The organism is Ruegeria sp. AWH4_226, assembly GCF_056159225.1.
Genome location: NZ_JBSWUU010000002.1, coordinates 347987 through 374607, shown reverse-complemented (window position 1 = coordinate 374607; position 26621 = coordinate 347987). Strand labels below are relative to the sequence as shown.

22 protein-coding genes are annotated in these 26621 nt (G+C 54.7%); 8 read left to right on the top strand and 14 right to left on the bottom strand.

Features of this window, described 5'->3' with window-relative positions:
* Positions 1-23: 23 nt before the first annotated feature.
* The 3 genes from ACXAET_RS17075 to ACXAET_RS17065 form a co-directional block, all read right to left on the bottom strand.
* Entirely contained in the window at positions 24-935 is a 912-nt protein-coding gene (locus ACXAET_RS17075) for an alpha/beta hydrolase (RefSeq protein ID WP_475187817.1), read from the bottom strand.
* A 78-nt stretch (positions 936-1013) separates the two neighbouring features.
* The gene (locus tag ACXAET_RS17070; protein WP_475187814.1) at positions 1014-1403 is read right to left on the bottom strand and encodes a RidA family protein; all 390 of its coding nucleotides are present in this window, start codon (positions 1401-1403) and stop codon (positions 1014-1016) included.
* 552 nt (positions 1404-1955) lie between these two features.
* Positions 1956-2705 carry a 2OG-Fe(II) oxygenase gene (locus tag ACXAET_RS17065; RefSeq protein ID WP_475187810.1) on the bottom strand — a complete coding sequence of 250 codons (750 nt, stop codon included), beginning with the start codon at positions 2703-2705 and terminating at the stop codon, positions 1956-1958.
* Positions 2706-2937: 232 nt separating this feature from the next.
* On the opposite strand from ACXAET_RS17065, the gene ACXAET_RS17060 reads away from it, so the two are divergent.
* From ACXAET_RS17060 to ACXAET_RS17050, 3 genes are all read left to right on the top strand, one after another.
* Positions 2938-3690: an SDR family oxidoreductase gene (locus ACXAET_RS17060; RefSeq protein WP_475187808.1), complete on the top strand. Its 753-nt coding sequence runs from the start codon at positions 2938-2940 to the stop codon at positions 3688-3690.
* Positions 3691-3792: 102 nt separating this feature from the next.
* Positions 3793-4410, top strand: a complete 618-nt coding sequence (locus ACXAET_RS17055; protein WP_475187805.1) for an alpha-ketoglutarate-dependent dioxygenase AlkB family protein — start codon at positions 3793-3795, stop codon at positions 4408-4410.
* Between the two features lie 575 nt (positions 4411-4985).
* Positions 4986-6779 carry a PHA/PHB synthase family protein gene (locus ACXAET_RS17050; protein WP_475187803.1) on the top strand — a complete coding sequence of 598 codons (1794 nt, stop codon included), beginning with the start codon at positions 4986-4988 and terminating at the stop codon, positions 6777-6779.
* A 66-nt stretch (positions 6780-6845) separates the two neighbouring features.
* On the opposite strand, the gene ACXAET_RS17045 is transcribed toward ACXAET_RS17050, so the two are convergent.
* The 3 genes from ACXAET_RS17045 to ACXAET_RS17035 are packed head-to-tail and all read right to left on the bottom strand — an operon-like array spanning position 6846 to position 11659.
* Entirely contained in the window at positions 6846-7970 is a 1125-nt protein-coding gene (locus tag ACXAET_RS17045) for an ABC transporter permease (protein WP_475187801.1), read from the bottom strand.
* On the bottom strand, positions 7971-10667 hold the full coding sequence (rbbA, locus tag ACXAET_RS17040; protein ID WP_475187799.1) for a ribosome-associated ATPase/putative transporter RbbA: 2697 nt from the start codon (positions 10665-10667) through the stop codon (positions 7971-7973).
* Positions 10664-11659, bottom strand: coding sequence for an HlyD family secretion protein (locus tag ACXAET_RS17035; protein ID WP_475187797.1), 996 nt, complete (start codon positions 11657-11659; stop codon positions 10664-10666). Before ACXAET_RS17035 ends, rbbA begins: the two co-directional genes overlap by 4 nt.
* Before the next feature lie 149 nt (positions 11660-11808).
* Between ACXAET_RS17035 and ACXAET_RS17030 the strand changes: the two genes are divergently transcribed.
* The gene (locus ACXAET_RS17030) at positions 11809-12795 is read left to right on the top strand and encodes a zinc-dependent alcohol dehydrogenase family protein (protein WP_475187794.1); all 987 of its coding nucleotides are present in this window, start codon (positions 11809-11811) and stop codon (positions 12793-12795) included.
* A 105-nt stretch (positions 12796-12900) separates the two neighbouring features.
* Here ACXAET_RS17030 and ACXAET_RS17025 read toward each other — a convergent pair whose 3' ends face one another.
* The 3 genes from ACXAET_RS17025 to ACXAET_RS17015 all read right to left on the bottom strand — a co-directional run bounded on the left by ACXAET_RS17025 (position 12901) and on the right by ACXAET_RS17015 (position 16195).
* Complete coding sequence (locus tag ACXAET_RS17025) at positions 12901-13605, bottom strand: SDR family NAD(P)-dependent oxidoreductase (RefSeq protein ID WP_475187792.1); 705 nt, start codon at positions 13603-13605, stop codon at positions 12901-12903.
* Between the two features lie 113 nt (positions 13606-13718).
* Complete coding sequence (locus ACXAET_RS17020) at positions 13719-15212, bottom strand: amidase (RefSeq protein ID WP_475187789.1); 1494 nt, start codon at positions 15210-15212, stop codon at positions 13719-13721.
* Positions 15212-16195, bottom strand: coding sequence for a carbon-nitrogen hydrolase family protein (locus ACXAET_RS17015; protein WP_475187787.1), 984 nt, complete (start codon positions 16193-16195; stop codon positions 15212-15214). The genes ACXAET_RS17020 and ACXAET_RS17015 overlap by 1 nt, the downstream gene beginning before the upstream one ends.
* 135 nt (positions 16196-16330) lie before the next feature.
* Here ACXAET_RS17015 and ACXAET_RS17010 point away from each other — a divergent pair, with 135 nt between their 5' ends.
* Positions 16331-17227 (top strand): LysR family transcriptional regulator, encoded by an 897-nt coding sequence (locus ACXAET_RS17010; RefSeq protein WP_475187785.1) that lies wholly within the window; start codon positions 16331-16333, stop codon positions 17225-17227.
* A 49-nt stretch (positions 17228-17276) separates the two neighbouring features.
* On the opposite strand, the gene ACXAET_RS17005 is transcribed toward ACXAET_RS17010, so the two are convergent.
* The 5 genes from ACXAET_RS17005 to ACXAET_RS16985 all read right to left on the bottom strand — a co-directional run bounded on the left by ACXAET_RS17005 (position 17277) and on the right by ACXAET_RS16985 (position 21937).
* Positions 17277-17999 carry an ABC transporter ATP-binding protein gene (locus ACXAET_RS17005; RefSeq protein ID WP_475187782.1) on the bottom strand — a complete coding sequence of 241 codons (723 nt, stop codon included), beginning with the start codon at positions 17997-17999 and terminating at the stop codon, positions 17277-17279.
* Positions 18000-18001: 2 nt separating this feature from the next.
* Positions 18002-18718 carry an ATP-binding cassette domain-containing protein gene (locus ACXAET_RS17000; RefSeq protein ID WP_475187781.1) on the bottom strand — a complete coding sequence of 239 codons (717 nt, stop codon included), beginning with the start codon at positions 18716-18718 and terminating at the stop codon, positions 18002-18004.
* On the bottom strand, positions 18715-19731 hold the full coding sequence (locus tag ACXAET_RS16995; protein WP_475187779.1) for a branched-chain amino acid ABC transporter permease: 1017 nt from the start codon (positions 19729-19731) through the stop codon (positions 18715-18717). The genes ACXAET_RS17000 and ACXAET_RS16995 overlap by 4 nt, the downstream gene beginning before the upstream one ends.
* Positions 19728-20594 (bottom strand): branched-chain amino acid ABC transporter permease, encoded by an 867-nt coding sequence (locus ACXAET_RS16990; protein ID WP_475187778.1) that lies wholly within the window; start codon positions 20592-20594, stop codon positions 19728-19730. Before ACXAET_RS16990 ends, ACXAET_RS16995 begins: the two co-directional genes overlap by 4 nt.
* A 104-nt stretch (positions 20595-20698) precedes the next feature.
* A complete protein-coding gene (locus ACXAET_RS16985) occupies positions 20699-21937 on the bottom strand; it encodes a transporter substrate-binding protein (protein WP_475187776.1) in 1239 nt (412 codons plus the stop codon).
* A 377-nt stretch (positions 21938-22314) separates the two neighbouring features.
* On the opposite strand from ACXAET_RS16985, the gene ACXAET_RS16980 reads away from it, so the two are divergent.
* From ACXAET_RS16980 to ACXAET_RS16970, 3 genes are all read left to right on the top strand, one after another.
* On the top strand, positions 22315-23694 hold the full coding sequence (locus ACXAET_RS16980; RefSeq protein WP_475187774.1) for a pyridoxal phosphate-dependent decarboxylase family protein: 1380 nt from the start codon (positions 22315-22317) through the stop codon (positions 23692-23694).
* A gap of 400 nt (positions 23695-24094) precedes the next feature.
* The gene (locus tag ACXAET_RS16975) at positions 24095-25300 is read left to right on the top strand and encodes a YcaO-like family protein (protein ID WP_475187772.1); all 1206 of its coding nucleotides are present in this window, start codon (positions 24095-24097) and stop codon (positions 25298-25300) included.
* Complete coding sequence (locus ACXAET_RS16970; RefSeq protein ID WP_475187770.1) at positions 25297-26607, top strand: TfuA-like protein; 1311 nt, start codon at positions 25297-25299, stop codon at positions 26605-26607. The genes ACXAET_RS16975 and ACXAET_RS16970 overlap by 4 nt, the downstream gene beginning before the upstream one ends.
* Positions 26608-26621 lie beyond the last annotated feature (14 nt).

Here is a 26621-nt window from a genome sequence, read left to right as displayed (position 1 = left end):
ACGCTTGTCGTTGAAACAAACCCTTACTGCGGTTGGCCTTGTAAATGCCTCAGCGTCATATCGGCTGTTGACCGCGGAAAATCGTGCCCACTTTCAACCCAACTTACCGATGCTTCAGGGCCGATTGCCTCAATCAGGTCTTCGACATGCTCTCTGGTGTGAAAAGAATCCTGCGTACCTGCAACGAAGTGGACCGGACGACCAGCCATTCCGCTGCTGTACTCGTACTGAGATATGAAATGCGTCTGATGACCTTCTGTTGGTGGAAGGAAAGGCAAGCCAATAAAGACGGCGCTACTCACTCCGTCGTCAACAGCAGTTGCAAGATATCCCGCCCATGCACCAAGAGAAAAACCAACAACGGAGACACGCTTATCGTCGAGCCCGTCAAAATGCTCTACGATGTCGATTGTCCTGCGCACATCAATAGCAGACTGGGCAATCATTTTGCGGATAGCTTCGTAATACCCTTTCTGCAAATAGACGGATGGCGTAGGAAAATCATGCTGTTGAATTCTATTGCCATGATTGCGAAGGTCGATCGCCAGCACTGCAAATCCGTTTCTTACCAGAACTTCGCGATGCGCTGATGGGAAAGAATAGGCTTCTTGGTCTAGCCGCCACCATTGCTCTAAAGACTGCGTGATACCGTGCAGTAGGATTACCACGGGGCGTTTGCCCGGAAACCGGGTGGGATCCGGGCGCTCTAACCTGGCCCAAACCAATTCGTTGTCGAAAGACACAAAGGTGAAATCAGTGATGATCTCAGTTCCCTGCTGCGCCTCTTCGAACTGTATGTCGGGCGGAATATGGCCGTCGAATTCATAGTAAGATCGCAGTATGTCAAAGTCACCTCCGGCGATGACGTGACTTGCGCCTACGGACAGAGACACGGCCAATAAGGTGGATGCAATAACACGCCGTGATTTGAGCATGGTGACCTCGTTTCGGTTAAGGGGTACCGACTCGACGATCGACGTGTGAAGAATGTGACGCGCTAGCGAATTCCGAAGTCAGTGTTTTTGCTGCCGCCTTGCAGTGACCTCAATTTCGATCTTCATCCGGGGATCAGCCAGCGAGGCCGAGAACATTGTCGCAGCGGGCCTGACCTTTGCGAAAAATGAGCTCAAGACAGCCCAACATTTCAGGAAGTCCGAAGCCGTTGGAAAGATGTAGCGGACCCGAACAACGTCATCGAAAGTTGCATCCGCTTGTGTTAGCGCCCATTCGATATTCGCAAGACATTGTTTGGCTTGCGCGGCCACGTCATCCGAAATGGTCATTGTCTCAAAATCGAACCCGGTCGTGCCAGAGATGTAAATCATGTCCGCATCGACGACAGCACGGGAATATCCTATTTCGCGCTCGAAAGACGACCCTTGCGAAATCAGTTTTCTGGTCATTTGTACCCTCACCTATTGGTCAGCTTCACCGGTGTGGCCAAGATGACTCGTTTCGCTGGCATGACGATCAGACAAGTCGTTTTGTGACAATGTCAGGCAGTCACACCGAGATAGCCAACAAGTGACGGCCTTAGACCCGCGTGGCATGGCCCGACCGCACAACTGCTTTTTGCGCACAGGCAGACAGTTGCCAATCAGAGTTCTGGTGGCCCCCTCTGGTGTGGTCGCAAAGACTGTTCTCACTGATATGCTTGAATGCCGCAAAATCGCGCATGATCTGCGCGCGTGGGCAACTGGTCTGTATATTTCGTTTGCACCAAACTGCGCGCAAGATGGGACGACGGAGAGACTGCAAGCCGTCCAGCAGTCCGACATTCACGGGTTCGGGCTTGCTCTCAGCGCTGCCCTCTCGCGCGCGGCGGGCAGTCTCTCGAATGCCACCTTCGATTTGGCTCGAATGCTAGTGGAACACTGCTAAGACCAAAAGCATCCGCCAAATCATGTGATCTGGGCTTCCCAAGATGCGCTAACACCCAACGCCCTGGTCGCGTCTCAGTTCGCATCGTGGAATATGATACCCAGGGTGTGGCGACGCCCCTTTGTCACACGCGAAACGCCATGTCGCATTGCAACGCGATAGTCTCCTCGCGTGCCTTGTACTGGGCGTGTATTCACTGCAAAAACAACGGCGTCCCCCTGCTTGAGCGGAACGACTTGCGGGCGGCTTTGCATTCTTGGTCTTTGTTCTGTCAGAACAAACTCGCCACCCTCGAAGTCCTGATCAGGGGCTGAAAGAAGGCACGCGACCTGCAATGGAAAAAACATGTCTCCGTAGAGGTCCTGATGCAGGCAGTTAAAATCGCCTTCCACGTATTGAAGCAAAAGCGGAGTCGGTCGGTTCTGCCCAACATCGTGACATTGGCGCAAGAATTCGGTGTGTGTGTCCGGATACGCCATACCTTTGCCCATACGCCGTGTCCAAGCATTCGCGATCGGTGCAAGGTGGCGGTACAGATTGCTTCGAAGCGAGACAAGCAGTTCGGGCAAAGGATACGCAAAGTATTTGTACTCGCCTTGACCGAAACCATGCCGTTTCATCTGAACATGGCTGCGAAACAGTTCATTTTCTTCATACTGATCTGCGATCTGGTGACACTGATCAGCGTTTAGAAGTGATGGAAGAACAGCACACCCGTCCCGGTCGAGGTTTTCTTGAATATTCAGCCAATCGAAATTGTCGATACGGGTCAGGATTTCATCCCTAGTCGCAATGACCAGTTTGTTTTCAGCGTTGCTTTGCATGGTTGGGCCTCCGTTTGCATTCATATTCCCTTAGGCGCGAACCGCACGTTTTCTTGGGACCAGCACGGCCAGACGGTTTGCGCAATCTGCCTTTGGAATAGAGTCACAGATCAAGCCTCACGACCCGTTTCATGCGGTTCGGGGCGACGGTTGAATTGGATGCGCAGGAAACGGGTCGCCCAGTGAACTGAACTCTCATACGTGCCGCATCGAACTCAAAGATGGAGAGATCATGTTACTTGAAAACAAAACGGTCATCGTCACCGGCGCCAGCAGCGGCATTGGCGAAGCGGCAGCACTTCTTTTTGCTGCGCAGGGCGCCAACGTTGTCTTGGGTGCAAGGCGGCAAAAGCAACTGGCAGATCTCAGTTATCGTATTCAGGAAAATAAGGGAAGTTCTGCTTTTCTTGCCGGTGACGTCTCGGATGAAACCTACGCGTCGGCGCTGGTCGAACTCGCAGAAGCGAAGTTTGGTGGTCTCGACGCGGCTTTCAACAATGCAGGTGTCATGGGCGACATGGGGCCAGTGACGAGCATGAGCAGCGACAATTGGAATACCGTGATAGATATCAATCTCACTAGCGCGTTTCACGCCGCAAAACATCAGATTCCCGCAATGGCTAGGCGTGGTGGGGGCTCTATCGTGTTCACCTCGACGTTTGTGGGGTATACAATTGGCCTGCCGGGAATGGCTGCCTACGCGGCTTCCAAAGCGGGGTTGATTGGTTTGACCCAGGTCTTGGCCGTCGAACATGGTGCAGACAATATAAGGATCAATGCGCTTGTGCCTGGCGGAACCAAAACGGCCATGGCAGGGGACGACCCTGACACCCATGCGTGGATTAGCAGTATTCACGCCCTGAAACGCATGGCCTCTTCTGATGAAATCGCCAAAGCGGCCCTGTTTTTAATATCTGAACAATCCTCGTTCGTGACGGGCAGCGCGATGGTCGCGGATGGGGGGAACTCGGTCACCAAAGGATAGGCTAAAGACCCTGCAGCGCGCATTGCGGCGGGCTGCAGATACGTCCCGTTCAAGGCACAACTTGGAGTGTTGTTGTTATCGCGCCATAGTTACGAGAATCCCATGCAAGACGACCTGTTTGCACCAGTAAATGAGAAGCCTGTAAATATTTTGCCCAAAGATGGTGAAGTGTTTCACTATGGTCGGGTCTTTGAATTTGACGCATCGCTTAAAATTCTGAATGCGCTTGAAAAAAACGTGGCCTGGAAGCATGACGAAGCCGTGATTTTCGGGAAAAGAATAGAAACAAAACGCAAGGTTGCTTGGTACGCAGACCATCCATTTTCGTACACTTATTCGAAAATAACCAGAACGGCGTTACCCTGGTTCCCTCTCTTGCTTCGCTTAAAGGCCAAGGTGGAGCGTGTTTGTAACGACAGGTTTAACTCTTGCCTCTTGAACCGCTATGCGGATGGTAGCGAAGGAATGGCCTGGCACAGCGACGCTGAGAAAGACCTTGTCAGACACGGAACCATTGCGTCGCTCAGCTTTGGAGCGGAACGAAAGTTTTCGTTCAAGCACAAATCCACCAAGGAAACGGTTTCTGTTTTTCTGCAAAATGGCAGTCTTTTAACCATGAAGGGAACAACTCAAGACTTCTGGCTTCACAGTATTCCCAAATCAACAAGGGTTCTCACGCCCCGCATCAGCCTGACTTTTCGACAGATCAAAACCTCTTAAGTCATTTAAAAACATATAGCCCGCGCGTTTTGTCCATGGCACGAATGCGGCGATCACGGACGAACGCGTCTTGGCGCAGGACTCATCGCCTCAGAAGCAAGTACTGCGGCTCATAGTTTGGCCGCAATAACGCCGCCAGATTACATTGGTCTTTGTTGCCCATGCCCGCCGGGTGGCGTCGCACATCACAGATTGGTTCCCAGTGGCGGAAAACGGTGTAATGGCACAGTGTGGTATCGCCGGTCATTCCTGTATCAATACGAAACACGACCAAGCGCGCGAACTGTCAGCAACTGTTGGACGCCGCGCGGAACCGCAGGTCGTGTTACGGATCGGCCCGTCCGGTGGGTTTATCCAGTGCTGATCACTTTTCCCATGACGGTTACGACACATTCGCGGGCAATTGACATGGGTCAGTTCTCCGGCGAAAATTTGTTGGCACACTCCAGTCATACGTCTTCATCCAAAGCCAGAGAATCGTGTTTTGCGACTGTAACTATGTAGGCAGTGAATCAAGTATCGTTTGCATTTCGTTTAATTTTGTCCCCGCGCAAGACCCAGAACGGAGAAACCCGATGACTGAATTGCCTCCAGGCAAACCGATTGCCGAAGACAAGACGACCGGGGCGGGCCCTGCAAACGACACCTTGGGCCACCCGTACGAGAAACTTGACCGCGCAATGCGTGCAGTTATGGCGCGTGCCACTGCAGGAGTTTCCCCGCATTCGATCATGGCCACTTGGATGGATTGGGCGCTGCACCTCAGCCGGTCGCCGGGACGTCAGTTTGAACTGGTGGAACATGCTGCCAAGAATACGGCCAAGCTTTCGGAATATGCCAGCGACTTGGCTGCAGGATCAAAACCCACCCCACCCTTTGAAACCCGCGCCCAAGACCACCGCTTCAGCGACCAAGGCTGGCAGAAAGCCCCTTTCTCGCTGTGGCAACAAGTGTTTCTAAGCACTCAGGACTGGTGGCAGGCCGCGACGGATACTATGCCAGGTATCGCGCCCCGTGATGCAGAACGGGCGCAGTTTCAGGTTCGGCAAGCCCTTGATTTAGTATCCCCGTCGAATTTTCCGTGGTCAAATCCTGAAATCATCCGGCGTACCATGCAAACCGGTGGTCGCAATCTAATCGAAGGCAGCGAGCATTTCCTCGAAGATTTTACGCACGCCGTGACGCAAAAGCACGACGCTCCGCCGAAAGGATATGAGATTGGCACAGATCTGGCTGCTACCCCCGGCAAGGTCGTTTACCGCAATGCTCTGTTCGAGCTGATTCAATACGCACCAACCACCAACAGCGTGCAGGCCGAGCCAATTCTGTTCGTCCCTGCCTGGATCATGAAATATTACGTTCTCGATCTGTCGCCAGAAAACTCGATGGTTCGCTATCTTGTTGATCAGGGGTTCACGGTTTTTATGATTTCGTGGATTAACCCTACCGCTGATCAGGCCGATCTCAGCCTAGAGGATTACCGCCTGAACGGCGTCATGGCGGCGATTGATGCCATTTCAAAATTCGTTCCGGACCAAAAGATTCACATCAATGGATACTGTCTTGGCGGTACCCTTTTGGCGATTGCCGCTGCCGTTATGCAACGCGAAGGAGATGACAGGCTGGCCAGCATCACACTTATGGCTGCTCAAGTCGATTTTACCGAAGCTGGCGAGTTATTGCTTTTCATCGACGATAGCCAAGTTGCGTTTGTCGAAGATCTCATGTGGTTGCAGGGCTGTCTGGATCGACCGCAAATGGCGCGCACGTTTACGACCATCCGTGCCGAAGACCTGATCTACGCCCGCGCGGTGCGGCGTTATTTTCTGGGCGAGGCGGACTTACCGACGGATCTGACGGTTTGGAACAACGACACTACGCGCATGCCTGCGCGAATGCATTCGGAATACTTGCGGGGTCTGTTTCTGGAAAACCGCCTGAGCGCCGGGCGGTTCGCCGTTGAAGGTCGCGTTGTCGCGCTGAAGGACATTCGCGTTCCCATGTTCGTGGTGGGTACAGAATCCGACCATATTGCGCCGTGGCGGTCGGTCTACAAAATCAGGCTGTTTACGGATGGGGACCTGACATTTGTGCTGACCAATGGCGGCCACAACGGCGGCATCCTGAGCGAGCCGGGCCACAAGAAGCGCCACTATCGGCAAGATCACAGGGCGGCTGATGCGCTGTACATATCTCCTGATGAATGGTTTGAAACTGCCAAGGTGCGGCAGGGTTCGTGGTGGCCCGCTATGGCTGATTGGTTGAAACTCCACTCAACGGGTGAGGCCAAACCTCCGCTCATGGGCGGGGAACGGCGAAGCGCCAACAAACTGCCTGATGCGCCCGGCAGCTACGTGCACCAAACCTGAAGGCGGCGCTAAAGCTGGACCGAAAGCTCAGGCCACTACGGAGCGCTGGCAGTTCGTCGGATCATGTCAGCTCATGCGCGCGATCGACCTGCGAAACATGACCAGGCTTGTGATCAACAAGGCTAGGCCCAATGCCGCCATCGACGCAAATTCCAGCCAGACGGTTTCAATCCCGGCACCCTTGAAAACGATTGCCTGGCTGGCCGACATATAGTGGCGCGACGGAAGGAACAGCGTCCCAGCCTGCAGCCAGGCTGGTTGACCTTCGACCGGCGTCTCGCCACCTGATAACATCAGCATGGGTAGAACAATCAGCATAACCAAAAGCGCAAACTGCGCCATTGACCGCGCAATGGTGGCAAGGAAAACCCCCAATGCGGTAGCTGTAAACAGAAAGAGGGCTGTACCGAACAAGAACAAGGGCTTCGACCCGGCAATTGTAATGTCCAACGCACCCTGCATGATAAAGACAAGCGACAGCCCTGCTGCGATCAGTACAACCGCCGCATTGGCCCAGATCTTGGCCATTGCAATATCAAACGGGGCCAAGGGGAGCGCCAGAAGATGTTCTATCGTCCCATGCTCTCGTTCCCGGATCATGGCAGCACCGGTCAGGATCGTCGTAAGCCACATGATCTGGCCGATCAGGGCCACGATACCAGCAAAACGCACTGTATCCCTGTTTGGGTTGAAGGCGCTTCGCAGGATAAGATCTACCGGAGGCGCGTCGACAAGATCGACACCGGCTGCGAAACGATAAATCTCGGCGCTCAGTATGTTGGTGATATAGCTGGCGCCAATACCCGCCTGCTCCATGGCCGTGGCGTCGATCAGTACCTGAATCTCTGGTTTGCGCTGCGCGCGCAAATCCCTCTCAAACCCCGGCGGTATGGCAACAACAAAGATAAAACGCCCCGCATCCATATGTGCGGGGCCAGTTCCCGGCTCGATCTGAACAACCTGCTGGAATTCGGGCGGGAAAAACGCAGTTGAAAGCGTTCGGGAGAGCGGTGAGTTGTCCTCATCCGCAAACGCGATAGAGGCATTGTTCACTGAACTTGCGACACCCGTCGCCTCCATGATCGGCGCCAGTGTGAACGACCATACCAGCAACGCCATCATGACCCAATCGCGGCGCAGGCTCATCATCTCTTTCAGGCCGAGCCAGAATATGCAGGAAAGGCGCTGCATTCACTTCTCCTGCGCACGCAGGCAGAGGACGGCAATCAGTGTCAGCACCGGCCCGAAACAGGCCAGTGCCAGAATGTCCGGGGCAAGCGCCTCCCAACCTAGGCCTTTTGTAAACGCGCCGACGTTCAGGTGCAAAAAATAGGACGACGGCCAGAATGAGCCGATCACCTGCGCGCCCCCTTCAAGGGTTGAAACAGGCTGCAACAGGCCCGAGAACTGAATGGTTGGCACAACCGAGGCAATGGCAGTCGCAAATGTGGCGGCCACTTGGCTTGAGGTCATGGTCGCAATCACCAATCCGTAGGATGTCGTCGCCCAGACGTATAGGAACGCACCAACAGCCAAGGGAAAGGGATCCCCTTTAAGTGGCACGCCAAAGATGAAAATCGTCATCCCGGCCAAGAGCAGGAAATTCGCGTAGCCAATCACAATATATGGGATTTGCTTGCCGACCAGGAATTCAAGCCGCGTCGTTGGTGTAACATAGAAATTCACGACAGATCCCAGTTCCCGCTCTCGCGCGACACTGACCGCCATCAGGACGGCCGGCAGCATGATAAGCAGGATTGCAGGCATTGCCGGAGCCATTGCAGCAATGCTCTCAAAGCTTTGATTATAGCGAAACCGAGGTTCGATCCTGGCAATCTCAACCGGGGCTTTGCCAGTGCTGCGGGCCTGCTCATCCAGAAATGTTTGGTGCAGCCCAGCGACGTAACCTTCAACCGTTTCACCTTTGAACGGGATTGCCCCATCGACTGTGGCCAGGACGGTGGTTGTTTCTCCTGCCCGCAACTTGCGGCCAAAGTCAGGCGGCAATTCAATAACCAGCGAGGCGTCTCCGGCCTGCAACCGGCTACGTCCTTCTGCAGCGCTGTCCAGGGGAGGTGTGGGTTTGAAATAATGTGATCCTGCAAACTCTGCCGCATAGTCCCGGCTTTCAGGACCCTGAGACAGGTCTAGAATTGCGAAATCAAGCTCATCAATGTCAAGCGTGATGCCAAAGCAAAAGACCAACATCAAAATGGCGGACCCAAGAAAGGCAAAGGCAAGCCGAACCGGGTCACGGGCAATTTCGACGGCTTCCCGCCGCGTGTACGCGAAAGCGCAGCTAAAGCTTGCCCGCACATGTTTGGCTTGGGCGCTCATTTTCACTTTTGGCGCGACAACCGGCGCCGGTTTTTCCTCTGACTCTAGAATTGAAATGAAAGCGCCTTCTAGGTTCTCCGCGCCCTCAGAAGCGATCAAGTCCGCTGGCGTGCCTTCTGCCAAAACCCTGCCTGCGTGCATGAAGGAAACCCGGTCGCACCGTTCTGCTTCGGGCATGAAATGGGTAGACACAAATATCGTAACCGAGTCTTCGCGCGCAAGCTGGACAAGCAAGGCCCAAAACGAATCTCGTGCCGCTGGGTCAACACCTGACGTTGGTTCATCCAGAATAAGCACACGCGGGCGATGGATCACGGCAACCGCCAGCGACAGGCGTTGTTTGATCCCAAGCGGCAACGCGGTAGCCAGCATATCGCGATGGCCGGTCAGTCCAAAACGATCCGTCAATTCTGCGATACGCTCCTCTCGGTCAGATAGGTCGAACACGCGGGCATGCAGCCGAAGATTTTGAAGCACCGACAATTCACCGTAAAGCGAGAAGGCCTGGCTCATATATCCGATCTGCCGCCGCATTTCCCGATCGCGGGCGTCAACCGGCTTGCCGAAAAGCAAAGCCTCACCGGAACTGGCCGGCAGCAAACCTGTCAGCATCTTCATCGTTGTGGATTTGCCGCATCCGTTCGATCCGAGGAACCCAAAAATCTCGCCCCGCTTAATCGAGAAATCCACGCTGTCCACGGCCGTGAAATCGCCAAAGCGCCGGGTCAGCCCGCGCGCGATGATCACCGGGTCTGTTTCAATCTGGCGGGCTGGACTTTCATCCAACGTAAAGGCAGGTGCGCCTTGTGCCTGCAGGCGTCGATACGCGGTTTCCAGATCCTTTTCGTCCGCTTTCAACGTGGTCGGTTGTCCCTGAAAGATGGTCCGGCCAGCGTCCATCGCGACGATCCAGTCAAAACTCTCTGCCTCTTCCATGTAGGCAGTCGACACCAGAACCGAGAGCTCAGGGTTTTCGGAACGGATCACGTCGATCAATGCCCAGAACTGTCGACGCGACAGCGGATCAACGCCGGTTGTCGGCTCGTCCAAGACCAGAAGTTTTGGGTCATGAATCAATGCGCAACACAGGCCAAGCTTCTGTTTCATCCCGCCAGAGAGTTTGCCCATTAGGCGATCCTCAAAAGGCGCAAGTCCGGTTGCAGATAGTAACGCCTCAATCCGGGCATCACGTTCATCCTGCCCTTGACTGAAAAGGCCCGAAAAGAACTCCAGATTCTCGCGTATCGATAGTTCAGAATAGAGGTTGCGCCCCAACCCTTGCGGCATGAATGCGATTGCCGGACAAATGCGGCGGCGATGCGCGGGTTCATCTATCGATCCGCCCAGAACGTTGATTGACCCCGATTGCAGCTTTTTTGCGCCGGTGATCAAGCTAAGCAAAGTGGATTTCCCGACCCCGTCCGGCCCGATGAATCCAACAAGCTTGCCGGTCGGAATGTTCACGGAAATAGACTCCAGCGCAATCTGCTTTCGATATCTGTGCGTGACATCGGCAACACGGATTTCCGGCGCAGAGACCTTGGTGTTCATTCGAACAGCTCTTGAGGTATGCGCCGTTCAAGGGCTTCGGGCCAGGCGCTGCTCTGGTCGACCCGGATCACAGCCACGCCGCGAAGGCCGGTTTTGACATGCTCAATCCGGCTTTCGACCAGATCCTCAGGTATGCGAACGCGGACGCGAAACACCAGTTGCTCGCGTTCATCCAGAGTTTCAACTTGTTTCGGTGTAAACTGCGCTTCGGGGGAGACAAAGCTGACAAATGCAGGTATCGCGTAGTCCGGCAACGCATCGAGAACGATCCGCGCCTCGGCCCCGATAGGTAAAAGCCCGGCTTCACGCGCCGGAAGAAACACCTCCATGTACACTGTCTGAAGACTGAGAAGGGTCAGGATCGGCTCACCCGCGCCGACAACTTCACCGGGCTCTGCAAGACGATAAAGCACGCGACCGGGCATCGGCGCCAGGAGCAGACTGTCTTCGATCTGCGCCTCGATCCGGCGCACTTCCGCCTCAGAGGCTGCAATCCGGCTTTCTGCGGTTGCCACACGGGCCCTGGCGGCCCCCAAGACTGCCGCAGCGACCTGATGGATGGTTTCGCGTTCTTCAAAAACGGTTTCAGAGATGTTCTGCCCGGCCAGCAACGCCGTTGCGCGATCCAGCTCCTGCTCGGCCCGGCGCTGTTCACTCTGACGTTGTAGAACAAGCGCCTCGGCTTCCGCCTTGGTTTGGCGCGCCAGCGCCACCTCGGCCTTGGCCCTGTCCAATGCCGCCGACAATTCATCAACGTCCATCTCGGCCAGAATGTCCCCGGTGGCGACCATATCTCCTTCGGCCGCCAATACATTCACGACACGTCCCGCGAGAGTGGGGGCGATCTCAACCTGCTCGGCCTCAATCCGCCCGTTTCCCTGAACGAAACCATCCGGCAACTGGTCACCATTCGTGGACATGACAGCATACATTATGCCGCCCGTAATCACGAGCGCAGCCAGAGCAAAATAAATAAGCGAACTCTGCTTCATAGCCTTTCCACATGGTTGATTTTGACAAGACCCTAACGTGCGGCCAAATCGACGGCTTTGCGATGGATCAAGCTTGAATCCTGTAGCCTCGTGCTATGGTGAATTGGGGTTAAGCTGAGGTTGAGCGGTCATTCACGGGGAGTACTAGGATGACACTTGCAATGGTCTTTACGGGCGATGGCAGCACGCTTCGTCAAGAAAATATCGAACTTCCCGCAACTGGTCCCCATGATGTACTCATCCGGATTGAGGCCTGCGGTGTCTGCCGCACTGACTTGCACATCCTTGATGGTGACCTGACGCACCCCGAGCTTCCATTGGTTCCTGGGCATGAAATCGTCGGGCGTATCCTGCGCAAAGGCGAAGCGGTCACGGATTTGAAAATCGGCCAGCGCGTCGGCGTGCCTTGGCTTGGTTCAACATGTGGGCAGTGCCGCTATTGCCGGGACGCGCAGGAAAACCTGTGTGATGCGCCGCTTTTTACCGGCTACACGCGAAACGGCGGTTTTGCCGAAGCGTGCGTAGCCGATGCGCGATATGTTTTTGCGTTGCCGGAGTCCGCTGATCCGGTTGCGCTGGCACCGCTGCTGTGTGCAGGTCTGATTGGGTTTCGCAGTCTGCGTATGGCGGGCGATGCACAGGAAATCGGGTTCTACGGTTTCGGCGCCGCGGCGCATATCCTGGCACAACTGGCAATTTGGCAAGGCCGAACTGTCTATGCGTTGACCCGGCCCGGCGATGTTGAAGCACAAAGCTTTGCGCGCAACCTCGGGGCGGTATGGGCAGGCGATTCCGACCAACTGCCTCCAAAAGAGCTGGATGCCGCGATAATTTTCGCACCCGTTGGTGCGCTTGTTCCAATGGCGCTCAAAGCCGTCCGAAAAGGAGGCCGGGTCGTTTGCGGAGGCATCCACATGAGCGATATCCCTGCCTTTCCCTACCGAGATCTGTGGGGTGAACGACATGTCCTGTCGGTCGCCAACCTGACCCGACAAGATGGGGAAGAGTTTTTTTCCCTCGTCGAAGCGTCGGGCATTCGAACGCAAACGCAACAATATCCGTTGATCGACGCCAACATAGCAATCGACGATCTGCGTGCCGGGCGTTTGCAGGGCGCCGCGGTCTTGGTGCCCTGACCTGACCCCCCTTGCACACTGTCTTGCTAGTGTTGAAGACAACTCCACGAGCTCCAAAAGACTTTGCATCTGGTTAGACTGCCGCTCGTGTCCTTGACGACAAGCCTACCATTTTTCCGCAAATGGCCGCAGTTCTACATCGAATGACCATGTGGATCGGTATTGATGCGCGGTATGAAAGACCTCTTCCGCTATAGCGTCCGGTTTGCTGAAAAAGTCTTCGGGCTCATCCGGATTAAACGGTATGCGGGTCCACGGCGTATCAATGGCTGCGTCTATCACCACATAGGCCACGTGGATGCCCTTTGGACCCAGCTCCCGCGCAAGCGACTGTGCGAATATTCTTTGCGCGGCTTTTGTCGGCGCAAAAAGCGCGAAGTTTGGCACACCACGCAATGCGGCAGTGTTGCCCGTTACGATGATGGAGCCGCTGCCGCGTTCTACCATGGCAGGGGTCAGTTCACGCGCTAAGTACAGCAGACTTGTGGTGTTGACCCTAAAGTTTCGCTCCAGCTCCTCGGGGTCGGCCTCCATGAACGGCTTAAAGGTGGCCCGTACCGCGTTGTGAACAATCACGTCGGGTGTGCCCATCTCATCCTTGATCTGGCGACACACCCTGACGAGTTGGTCGAGATCTTCGAGGTCGAATGCAAAGGACCGCGCATCTGGCAGTTCTTTTTCCAACTCTGACAATCGCTGAGTATTTCGGGCCAGCAAAACGACGCGGTATCCGTCCCATGCGAACCGCCGGGCAACGGATGCTCCGGTCCCGTCACCTACGCCGGTGATAAGGCACAGTTTATCCTTCATCTTGGCACTCCTTTCGGACCGGCAGCTTAATTCAAGCCGCTGATGTAAATAAATAAAATCAGCCGCAAAGTTCTGAACGGCACAGCGCGAACGTTTGAGGTCGTGGCGGCTTGTCAGTCGGCTTCCAGAACCGCTGCGACCTGATAGATCAAATCCTCTCGGTACGCGGCAGATGCTATTGAAACACCGATGGGCAAACCGTCAGAGTATCCATATGGCAGGGAAAGCGCTGGATGCCCTGTCAGATCATACTGCGATGTGGCCCCTAGCATTTCCCAGGCTCTTGCCGCAATTTCGGAAACGTCGGCGTCCGGGCCGGGCAAGCGCGTCGCTTTCATGACCACCGTGGGTGTCAATATGACATCATACTTGGCAAAAGCCTCGTCATATTTCCGCGTCAACCGACGGACGATGTTCTGACCCTTGGCGTAATAAGTCCCGAAGTAGTTCTTTTGGGCATAGCGCCCAACGATCATGGCGATCCTCAGGGTGGTGGACAACTCATCGGCGCGGGAACGCCAGTCTTTATGCGCCTCCATCAATCCGACGTCGTACAAGCCCTTCCAATTGTACCCCATGCCGTTTCCAAGCATCATTTGGGCTGTCAAACCCTCCATGCCGAGAGGAGCCCAAAGCGCAGCCAGTACATGGTGTTCCGGAAGAGAAAATTCTTCAACGACCGCACCGTTTTCAGCCAACTTGTCAGCGGCAGCACGGGTCGCATCCGTGACGTCTTTTTCGGCAAGCGGCAGTTCGAACCCTTCTTTTAGTATGCCAACTTTCAGGCCATCGACGCCCCGGCCAAGGGAGGCCGTGTAATCGGGTTTATGGTCGACGGATTGCCGGGGATCGAGGCCGTCTTTGCCCGCCAGCACTTCCAGCATCAGCGCATTGTCTCGCACGTTTCTGCTCATCGGGCCAACATGGTCCACCGTCGCTTCGATCGGCACAACTCCGGAATATGGGACCAATCCATAAGTCGGCTTCATGCCAACCACGCCGCAGAATGCGGCAGGCACGCGGATCGAACCGCCTTGATCGCCGCCTATAGCGAGGTCAATCTCACCGCGCGCCAGCAGAGCCGCACTGCCCGAGGACGAACCCCCGGCCGAGAAACCATGCAAATGAGGGTTGTGCACCGGCAACGGCCAGGACGTGTGGCTTCCTGCTGATAAGCAAAAGCACTCACACGTTGTCTTGCCAACAATGGACGCGCCTTCGTCGAGCAGCCGCGTCACAACCGTGGCGTCGAATGCGGGGACATGACCGGCAAGCGTGGGTGAGCCGTTGGCCATTGGCACGCCGGCAAGGTTCACGTTGTCTTTAATGCCCACCGTTTTTCCAAACAGCTTACCCTCTGGCGCGCCATCAATGCGAACCTTCACAGTCCAGGCATTCATGTCATTCTCGCTTGGAGAAGGCTCCACGATCTCACCGCGCGGATAATTGACTGGCGGAATGTCGTCATCAAGTGAATCCAGAAGGTCGTAAGCCTCAAAAACCGGCCCCATTTCATTCAGAAATGCCGCAGCTTTCTCGGGCGGCAATGCCATGCCAAGCTCTGATGCAGTCTCTTGAACCTGTTCAACGGTTGGTTTTTGAAACATCACGCATCCTCCCTGTGTATGTTTGTGCCGGATGTCTGGGACGCCGGGTCAGACGACGCTTTGGTCACAACCTCTTTGACCGACGCGTCCATATGCAGCGAAAAGAGGTCTGCTCTTGAATAATGTCCAACCGGGTCAAAGTCGAATTTGCTACGGATCAGGCTCGCGTTGTCCAATGTCGCGTAGAGGATTGTTCTTTCGTTAAAGACCGGTGCTTCGATCACGTCGCCAAGGGGAGAGATAATCGTGCTTCCGCCCCGCATCACGACCGCCTCCGGGTCATCGGAAAGTACACTGCGATAGTCGGGACCGAAATCTTTCAACTGAATGTACTGGCACGCGCTCAGGACATAGCACCGCCCTTCAACCGCGATGTGACGCATGGTCGGCAGCCAGGTATCCCGATCATCCGCCGTGGGGACAAGATAGATTTCGACGTTCTGATCATACATAGCCAATCGGACGGCTGGCATGTAATTTTCCCAACAGATCACCGCCCCCAGTTTTCCAAGGTTTGATGAAACGGCCTCAAGCGTGGATCCGTCGCCAAAGCCCCAGATCAGGCGTTCTGACCCGCTTGGCATCACCTTTCTGTGCTTCCCAACAAGGCCCTTTTGCGGGTCAATGTAAAGCGCGGTACAATAGAGCGTGAACCCATCGCGTTCGATGACGCCAATAACCACAAAAATCCCGCACTCGCGTGCTGTGTCGATAAGCTGGGCAACCTCGGTACCGTCCATTTCCACGGCATTGTTAAAATAACGCAGAAAATCCTCGCGGCCTTCGGGCAAGCGTTTTCCGACTGGCGCGTCAAAATTAAGTCCCTTGGGATAGGTTCCCACAAAAGCTTCGGGGAAAAGCGCAAGCTCTGCCCCGTTTTCAGCCGCTTCCCTGATCAGATTGCAGGCCTTCTTTGTCGTAGCCGTTGCATCGAATGGAATGGAGCTGTCTTGAATCACTGCAACCTTGACAGTTTCTTTCATTTTTTACCTTTCCGACGCGTTGCCGTTTGCAATTATTGTAGTCTTGAAATCATCGTACCTTAAAAATGCTGGCGAAAAACTCGCAATCATGCGAATGATGTGTTCGATATATTGGAACACTAAGGATGTGGAATCGTGCATATAACCAGCTTCCGATATTTCCTTTCCGTTGCTGATAGCGGATCCGTGCGCGCGGCTTCCGAAAGGTTGAATGTGTCCGCTTCCGCAATTAGCAGGCAAATAAAATTGCTTGAACACAGCTTTAAAACTGAACTGTTTGAACGGCGTTCTGACGGTATGTTTCTTACCCCTGAAGGCAAGATACTATCCCAACACATGCGCCAAACGATGCGCGACCTTGATCTGGCGCGCGGTCAGATAGATGAAATACACAACATCAAATCCGGCACAGTTAGGTTTTCAGCAATCGAAGGCGTCATGTCGAGCTGGGTGCTTCGAATAATTTCGTCATTCTCTGAAAAATACCCAGGCGTTGATTTTGAATGCAACGTATCAGCATCAAAAAATGTAATTGAAGATGTCATAAGCAACGAGGTTGATTTCGGTGTTGCCATTTTTTCCCAATCCCCGCCCGAGATAGATACGGTACTAAAGCTCGATACGGCGATTGTTGCAGTGATGCAAAATGACCATCCTCTTGCCGCGCAAAAGATCGTGAAACTCAACGATTTGGTGAAGTATCCAATGATAAGCTTGGATGATGGGTTTGAAACAAAGAGACTTTTTGACGAGGCCGTCAATCAGTGTGATATCCGGCCGAGGATCATTTGCTCAATTAACCACATTGAATCGATAAAAAGCTACGTAAGAGAGTTTGGCGCAGTGTCTGTTCTGCCAGATTATGCGGTTTCCGAAGAGGTAAAGAGAGGGCAGTTATGGGCCGCAAAAATTGACAAGTTGTTGAACGTTGCGCCAAGCACTGTGTTGATCCGAAGAAGAGAACGCCGCCTGTTGCCAGCAGCAAAGCTGTTTATCGACTATCTGAATGATCAATCAAGTCTTCTGCATTAGGAAACAGGTCAGCGATCTGCCACAGAAGGCTCTGTCTCGGCAGACGCTATCAGCAAAGCCCTACATATTCCTGAACAACGCTGGGGTCTTGCAACCGTTTCGGATCCATCGCGCCGGTTATGCGTCCGCTTTCCAGAGTAACCACTCTTTCCGAAAGATCTAAGATAAAATCCAGGTTCTGCTCAACCAGTACAAGGGAAAGGGACCGCTCTTTTTTAAAGCGCAGCAAGGTGTCTACGATCTCGTCGAGGATATTCGGTTGAATACCTTCCGTGGGTTCATCCAACAGTACAACAGCGGGATCACCGATCAGGCATCGCGCCAAAGCAAGCAATTGCTGTTCCCCACCAGACAGAACTCCTCCGTTTCGATCCAGAAGCCTGGAAAGCCGGGGGAAATAGTCCAGAATCTTGTCGACATCAGTTTTGCATTTGCTTTTGATATTGCACTGAAGGCCCATGAGAAGATTTTCCTCAACGGTCAAATCCGGAAAGATTTGCCTGCCTTGCGGAACATATCCCAACCCAAGCAAAGCACGCTTATGGATTGACAGGCGCGTGATATCCTTCCCCCGAAAGTGCACGGACCCGCTCCACGCCGGAAGAAATCCCATGATCAAGCGGATCAAAGTGCTCTTGCCCATTCCGTTGTGTCCAAGAATGCCCAGAAATTCGCCTTCTTGCACGTCCAGCGACAGTCGGTTCAGCACTTTAATTGACCCGTATCCTGTCTCGGTGTTTTGGACGCTGATGAGTTTATGAGGTCCAACCATGATCAAGCCGCCTTTCTACCAAGATAAACTTCTCGCACACGAGCATCCGAGAGCACGGTTTCCGCAGAGCCCTCGATCAGGATGGCACCCTGGCAGAGGACCGTAATCTTGTCCGCAATCTCACGCACAAATTGCATGTCATGTTCCACGATTATGACGGCCGATTTCTCATTCACTGCCTGAATGATTTTGGCCAAATGACGTGTTTCGGCATGTGTAAGCCCGGCGGCGGGTTCATCCAGCAGCACCAAGTCAGGTGCTGCTGAGATAACCATCGCCAGTTCAGCACGTTGGCGAAGGCCATGCGCCAAGTTTCTTGGAAATTCATCAAGGAGTGACTCTGTCCGTGTAAGCCGCGCAGCTTCGGATATTCGGTCCTTTGCTTCGTTTTTCGATGCGTTGCTAGAAGCGGACAGCCAAAGGTTTTCATACACTGTCATGTCGTCAAACAGGTTCGGGACTTGGGTCTTGGTCCCTATTCCGCAGCTTGAAATCTCATGCATCTGCCTTCCTGTGATTTCATGTCCTTTAAAGAAGACATTGCCCGTTGTGGGAATGTGCTGGCCTGTCAGGCATCGGAAGAAAGTGCTTTTACCTGCACCATTCGGGCCGATTATACATCTCAGCTCTTTTGATTTGATCGAGAAGTCGACGTTATCCAGGGCAACGACGCCGCCGAAGCTTTTTGTGAGATTTTTTGTTTGCAGGAGCGTGTTCATGCCTTCTCCTCCTTCTTCTGATCTTTTCTCCAGAAATCCAGGGATATGTCGTTGAGGGCAGCCAGACCCTTGGGGAAAGCAAGAACCGCAGCCATCATGATAACGCCAAGTGCGATATTGGGACCGATTGCCTTCTGACCGGCGAGTTGCAGCGTCAAGTACTGAAGCACCCAGGTTGCGATGATCGGCCCCAATAGTGTACCGCGCCCGCCCAGCATGACCCAAACCAAAGCTTGGGAAGACATGGGCAGGGCGAACACGTTGGGGTCGATGAAGTTTTGGTATGCCGCAAACAGGCCTCCGCCCAATCCAGCGACTGCCGCTCCGATGGCAAAGACATACATCAACTCGCGCCGCGTATCGTAGCCAAGCAGCTGAGCGCGCAGCGGGTTTTGCTGAGTAGCATGTGTGACGCGCCCGAATTTCCGCCAGTTCAACTGCGCAAGAAACAAATAGCACAAGATAAGCAGCAACGCGCTGAAGGTAAGCGTTTCGGATGGAGCTAGAAAGGACGTGCCGTCAAACGGAACGTTCAACGGAGGAATTCCAGGAATACCGTTATAGCCACCCAAGCTGGCTTGACCGATTTGCAGACTTGCACCGCTGCTGTTGCCCAGGAGTTTGTAGAAGATAAGGGACACGACCAGCGTAACAATCGAGACGATGTCCGCCCTGAGCCGTCCGAAGAACATAAAGTATCCAAGGGCCAGGGCGAAAAAAGCGGATGCGGCGGCTGAGATCAGCAAGCTTATGGTGCTTTCCAAGCCGTTGATCGTTGCAATCGCATAGGCGTAGCCACCGATGCCAAAGAACATTGCCTGGCCAAAGCACATGATCCCACCGTGCCCCCAAACATAGGCAAGGCTCAGGGCCAGAAAGGACAGGGCCACAAACTGTGTCATCTGTATCGCTTGGAACATTGGCAGCATACTGGGTACAAACACTGCCGCCACACTTGCGATGACAACGATGGATGCAACCGAGACCGTTGATTTATTACGGTTCGCATTCATGACCTTTTTCCTTTCAGAAACTCACTGAAGCCGCCGGGCATGACACGCAGAATGACCACTGCAACGAACAGTACCATGGCTTCGCCCCAAACGGCTCCGGATACGAAAGTGACGGCCTGACTAATGCCGCCAAACACGACGGATGCACTGAGCGTGCCTGCTACAATTGCAGCGCCGCCGCTGATGACTGTAATGAAAGCTTTTGCGATGAACGCCGCCCCCATCGTTGGCACGACGCCGGAAATCGGGGCAAGAACGCCTCCAGCCAGCCCGGCAACTGCTGCGCCGGTAGCAAACGTGCGCGAATACACCTTTCGGTGGTCGACGCCCAACGCTTCTGCCATATCCGGGTTTTGGATCGTTGCCCGAACGACCGTTCCGAGACGTGTTTTGTTCAATACAAGCCACGTGGCCATCAGAACGGCCACTGCCGACAATACAAGAACCAGGGAATAGGCCGAGATAGAGTACTGCCCGATATTGACCGCCCCGAGTGGTGTCGGAATACCTTTCGATGTATTGCCAAAAATGCTGGTAACAGCGCCAATCATGAACAGGCTAAGGCCCCAGGTTGCCAGAAGCGTATCCGCGACGCGGCCATAAAGCCGCCGGATAAGCAGGAACTCAACAATGGCCCCCCAAATGCCAGCCACCAGCGGTGCGACAATGAACACCGATATCCATAGATTGAGGCCGGCTGTATACGCCATCAGCGTCGCATAGGCGCCCAGCATCATGAATTCGCCATGTGCGACATTGATTACACGCATCATACCGAAGATAATTGCGAGCCCTGCCGCGATTAACACGAGCGTGGCGATCGCAGTAGACAATTCAATCGCGACGACAGCTAAATAGTCCATTGGTTCCTCCCTGAATGCACCCGGCGGGTTCCCGGATACATTCGAAAAGTTTTTCGGGCAGAGCGACCGAACACTCCGCCCTGAAAAGTTATGGTGACGTGCGTCTACAGCTTGTGCTGAAAGTTGGCGTCTGGGTCTGCGCTCAAATCGCAGACTTCTTGCGTGGCCGTTGGCGGCACCTGCTGTGTTGTCTCCAAAACCGTCCATTTCCGATCCGACAGTTCCGAGATGTGAACATCACGGATGGTATGATGCGTTGCTGGATCTATTGAAACGCGGCCGGACGGCCCCTCAAAGCTGAGACCGCTTTCAAGCGCTTCAATCACTTTCATCCTGTCCAGGGACCCTGCCGCCTCAACTCCTTTTGCCCAAAGCATCATGCCTTCGTATGTTGTGCAGGGCAGTTCCGACATGAACGGCGCATCATCCCCATAGAACGCGTTCAGCCGCGTAAGGAAGTCCTGATTTGCCTGGGATTGGATTCCGGAAACATATGTTGCTGCATTGATGATGCCATCCGTTTCCCGTGTCTCCAATTGTTGGATATCGACGCCACCAGCGCCAAACGTCGTTGACGCCAAAGGTATGCGAGACAGCATTTCGGCCGCAGCCCACTGACGATAGAATCCAAGATGGGTCGCACCCACCAGGATCGAGATAACCGCATCCGGCTTGGACGCCTGAATCTTTGAAATTGTCGGGCCGAAATTGCCAAAATCAAGCGGGAAATACTCGGTTTCTACGACTTCCCCACCGTTCTCGGTGACGTATTTTTTCACCCAATTTGCGCTGATCTGACCGAAATTGTAGTCCGCAGCCAGTACGTAGACGCGTTTACCATGCGTTTTCATGACATAACGCATCAGGTTGGCCACCGTTTGATCGGGCATTGTGCCGATTGCAAACTGGTTGCGGTCGCAAACTCCACCTTCGTAAAGCGTGTTGTAGAAGTACAGAGTTTCAAAGCGGCGAAGAACCGGGCGAATGACCTCTCGGCTGGAACTGGTAATTCCGCCGTGGACAACACTGACCCTGTCCTGAAGCGCCAGCTTTTGGGCCAGTTGGCCATAGAGTTGCATGTTGGACTGGGGATCATACTCAACCAGTTCAAGCGGCCGGCCTAACAGACCTCCGGCCTGGTTGATCTCATGCACGGCAAACCGCGCGAGTTGCGCCATGGGCTTGCCAAGAATATCCAGAATGCCGCTTGTGTCATGGATGCCACCGACAGTAATCGGCTCAGCCGCTGTTGCACGACCGCTCAAGAATGGCGCGCTGACCACACCACTCACAAGCGCAGTGGCCGCAGTCTTTACAAAATTTCTACGAGTCAAATGTGTCATCTGATCCTCCCACATCAACTGTTTTCAATCTTAGCGGCAGGAGGCTGTTGCTGAAATCAACAAGACTCTAACGATCCGTTGCTGAAATTCGCACACTTTCTCAAAGTGGCATCTGCGATGGCAGCGGATCAGCACCCAGCCCGATACTGGCCGTTATCACGGACGCCACACAACACCGGAGTACCGGTCCGGCGTGCGAGGTCATCACGTGCACTTGATCGGCAGACTTTCAGCATACGTTTGCTTCTGCGGCTTTCCCGGCGCAGAAGAAGTAAGTGGAAATCAAAAGACGCAACTCAGCCGAAGCGTGGTAAGCAATGCACGCCTTCGCCCGATCAAATATCAACACCGAAGCGTTTTCGGAAAAGGAGTGCACGATGCAAAGGTCGAAGTTGGAGGAAAAACAGCTACTCAGCGACGCAGAGGCCAGAGCTGCACACTACATTTCCAACGTGGAAGAGATGCCGGTTTACCCTGACGACGCCGCCCTGCAACAGCTTGCGCGGTTTGACGAACCTTTGCCGGACCGTCTTGGATCTGCGAAAGACACACTTGCCCTGCTGGACGAAGCTGGCTCGGCAGCGACTGCGGTTTCAAACGGTCCCCGATACTTTGGTTTTGTAATTGGCGCAACACTGCCAGTCGCCGCCGCCGCACAGCGTCTTGCTTTGGCTTGGGATCAATGCGCGTCCTCTCAGGACAATTCGCCCGTCGCTGACAAGATTGAGAAAGTCGCTGCGCAATGGTTGCTTGATGTTCTGGACCTGCCGCGCGAAAGCGGTGTGGCGTTTGGAACATCAGCGACCGCCAGTACGCTTGTCTGCCTCAGCGTCGCGCGTCGCGAGTTGTTAAAAAAATGCGGCTGGGACTTTGATGCGATGGGCTTGCAGGGTGCGCCTGAAATCAAGGTTGTTGTATCTGAATTGGCGCATATTACCGTTCTCAAGGCTCTGAGAATACTCGGTTTCGGCCAAGCCCGGCTGATCAAAGCACCGGTCGACAACACCGGAGGCATTGATCCCGCAAGGCTCCCCAAGTTGGACGCGCAGACGATTTTGTGCTTGCAGGCGGGTGAGGTGAATACTGGTAGTTTCGATCCGTTTGAGCCGCTAATCGAGAAAGCAAAACAAGCCGGTGCATGGGTACATGTTGACGGGGCTTTCGGGCTGTGGGCGCGTGCTGCCCCGGCAAAGCGTGAACTCACCAGGGGTGTCGAGGGCGCGGACAGTTGGACAACCGACGGTCATAAATGGCTAAACACGCCCTATGACGGCGCGGCGGGGATCTGTCGTGACCGCGATGCAATGGCGGCTGCCATGAACAGTGACGCGGTGTATTCCACTGCATCGCCCGAGAGTCAGAAGAACCTTGGCATCGAGTTTTCACGCAGCGCCCGCGGCATACCGATCTGGGCAGTGTTGCGCACTTTGGGCCGTACCGGCGTTGCGGACCTGATCGAAAGGCACTGCGCGATGGCTGACCGCGTGGCACAGGCTCTGCCCTCTCTTGGGTTTGAGCTGCTGTGTGACCCAGCCTTGAATCAGGTTCTTTTCCGTTGTTCTACTGCGGAGCAGACCAAAGAGCTTCAACAGCGGGTAGAGTGCTCGGGCAAGGCGTGGTTTGGCACAACAGTCTGGCAGGGTGAACCAGCGCTTCGGATAAGTGTATCCTCTTGGCGCACCAGCGATGAGGATATCGATATTCTGTTGAATACGCTGAAGGCGGCCATTGATAGCTTGGGGCCTGACAAGCCGTAGTACCGAGCGGTTTTCTGGAAGCAAAGCAGCTCAGGCGTCCCAACTAAAACAAGTCGCCAGAAGAATGGGTGTAGGCGACATTTAGGGCTGGTTTGGTTTTTGCATGTTCCTCGGAAGGGTGTGCGTTGAACATGCTGGCAAACCCCTTGTACTTTGCACAAGCTTGACGACGCTATTTCGCGATCATCTGAAGCCCAATGCCCCGGCGCAATTAAAAGAATGGCGAAGACCAAAGTGCGGGTACTGAAGACCCGACATGTCACGCGGCCCGCAATTGACCGTGCTAAATGCCGCAAGAGTTGACCGAACGGGTATGATCCATCATCCTGCGCCCTAACAGACCAGACCGGCGATCGTATTTTCACGCCGGGATCAATTATTAATTCACAAGGCCCACAGCATGCCCGATGGATCGCAGAAGCAATACGTGCTGGACACGCATCGGTTGCGCGATCCCGAGCAGACGTTGGAAATCGTTAAACCGTTTCTGAAGGAAATGGGCATCACACGTATTGCCAATCTGACCGGTCTGGATCGGATCGGATTACCGACGGTGATGGTCGCCCGCCCCAATTCCCGATCGGTTGCGGTTTCTTTGGGTAAGGGCCTGTCCCTGCGCGCGGCTGAAGCCTCGGGTGTGATGGAGGCAATTGAGTCGTGGCATGCAGAACGCGTGCGGTTACCGCAGCGCCTCGCCAGATATGCCGAGCTTTCCGAGGATACGACCGTAGTTGACGTAGCAGGGCTGCCGCGTGTGACAGGGCGGCAGTTTGATCCGCATGCCAACATGTTATGGGTCCAGGGGCATGATCTGTGCGCAGGGTCGGCGTGCTGGGTTCCGCTTGAAATGGTTGATACAGACTATACCAGCGCTCCGGTTGGCGGTCAGGCGGCCTTCCCCCGCACAACCAACGGATTGGCCTCGGGGAACTACCTGACCGAGGCAAGCTGCCACGCCATCTGTGAATTGATCGAACGGGATGCAACAACGCTCTGGCATCATCGTGCGGGACAATTGCGTCTTGATCCGGCCAGCGTTGATGATCCGCGTTGCCAAAAGGCCATGGAAATGATGGCCGCAGCCGGGTTGGAGATTGGGCTTTGGAACACGACATCAGATATCGGCATCGCCAGCTTTCGCTGCGTGATTTGCGAGGGCAGTGGACAAGTCGGCCATATTGGCATCGGGGACGGTTGCCACCCGGATCGGGCCATCGCCTTGCTAAGGGCCTTGACTGAGGCAGCGCAGACGCGGCTGACCTATATCTCGGGCGCGCGGGACGATCTGGACCCCGAAGAATTCACTGAACAGGCCAAAATGGAACGGGGCCGCTATGTCCGTGATCTGATTAAAAGCACTCAAGCTGATCAAAACTTTCGCGATTGCCCATCTCACGTGACCGAGACCTTTGAAAGTGACCTGGGTCTGATATTGGAGCACCTTGTCTCAGCGAACCTTACGCAAGTTGTGACAGTTGATCTATCGCGCCCGGAATACGACGTCGCCGTGGTCCGGGCCGTTATTCCCGGACTTGAGGCACCACATGATGATCCGGACTATGTACCTGGCCCGCGGGCGCAGCGTATTCGGGAAGGTCTGGCATGACTGCGGTTGTTTTCGTGGGCCCAACACTTTCGCCCGAAACTGTAGCAGGCCATCTGGACACCACTATTCTGCCACCCGTCCGGCAGGGTGATGTGTACCGCGTGGCACAGCAAAACCCATCCGCCATTGGTATTATTGACGGGTATTTCGAAGGCGTCCCATCGGTTTGGCACAAGGAAATTCTATGGGCCATAGAGCAGGAGATACCTGTTTTTGGCAGTGCCAGCATGGGTGCTCTGCGCGCCGCTGAACTGGCCGATTTCGGGATGATCGGAGTTGGGCGCATCTTCGAAGATTACTACTCCGGCGTTCTACAGGATGATGACGAGGTCGCGGTATTGCACAGCCCCGCCGAGCTGGGATTCCAGCCGCTCAGCGAACCGATGGTATCAATCCGTGCGACGGTAGCACAGGCGCAGGCTTCAGGCTTGTTGCCCTCGGAAACGGCGGCAGAAATTTTGCGCGCTGCCAAAACGATTCAGTACCGCCAGCGCAATTGGGCTAATATTTTCGCCTCGGTGAAGGACTTGCCGGGCGTCGCGTTATTCAGTGATTGGTTGCCTAGTGGTCGAGTCGACGCCAAGGCCGAGGATGCCCGTGCAATGTTGACGCGAATGGCCGACCATCTCAGCACCTCTCCCCTGCCCCTTCCAAAACCAACGCGCACGGAACCGACCCTGATGTGGAAAGCGTTGCGTGCACGGGTGGATGCCGGTGAGCCGGACGCCGACCGTTCCGTGATTGATGAGCTACGACTAAGCCCCGAGTTGTACCTCCGCTTGCGAGATCGCGCAGCCTTGGCCATGCTCGCGCGCGAGGATGCCGCACGGCATAATCACACTCCGGCGCGCGAGGATTTGATCCGGTTGATGACCGAGCACAGAGCGGAATCAGGTCTGTCGCGGCGATCAGATCTGATGGACTGGATCAAGGCAAACGACCTAAACCCCGAAAGCTATGAGGAGATGCTTGCCGACACCGCGCGGGTCGAGGCCGCTATCGCGTCGCGGTCGGATCAACTCGAGACGCAACTCTTGTCAGAGTTACGCCGAACAGACAAATACTCAAAGCTGCGGGATCGTGCTGCCTACAAGCAGAACCACATACGTTCGATAGGGTCGCCGGGGGTGGATCGTCTTCGTGCGCTGATGTGGTACTTTGAATACCGTCTTGACCAAGAAATGCCCGATGATTTGGACGCATATGCGCAAGCGCTAGGACTGGCCGGGCGCGACGCCTTGTTTGAACTGATAGAAGCAGAGTTTTTGTATTCTAACAAAGGTGTCGATGCCGGAGCCGCAGAATAAAGGTCAAGGGTTTT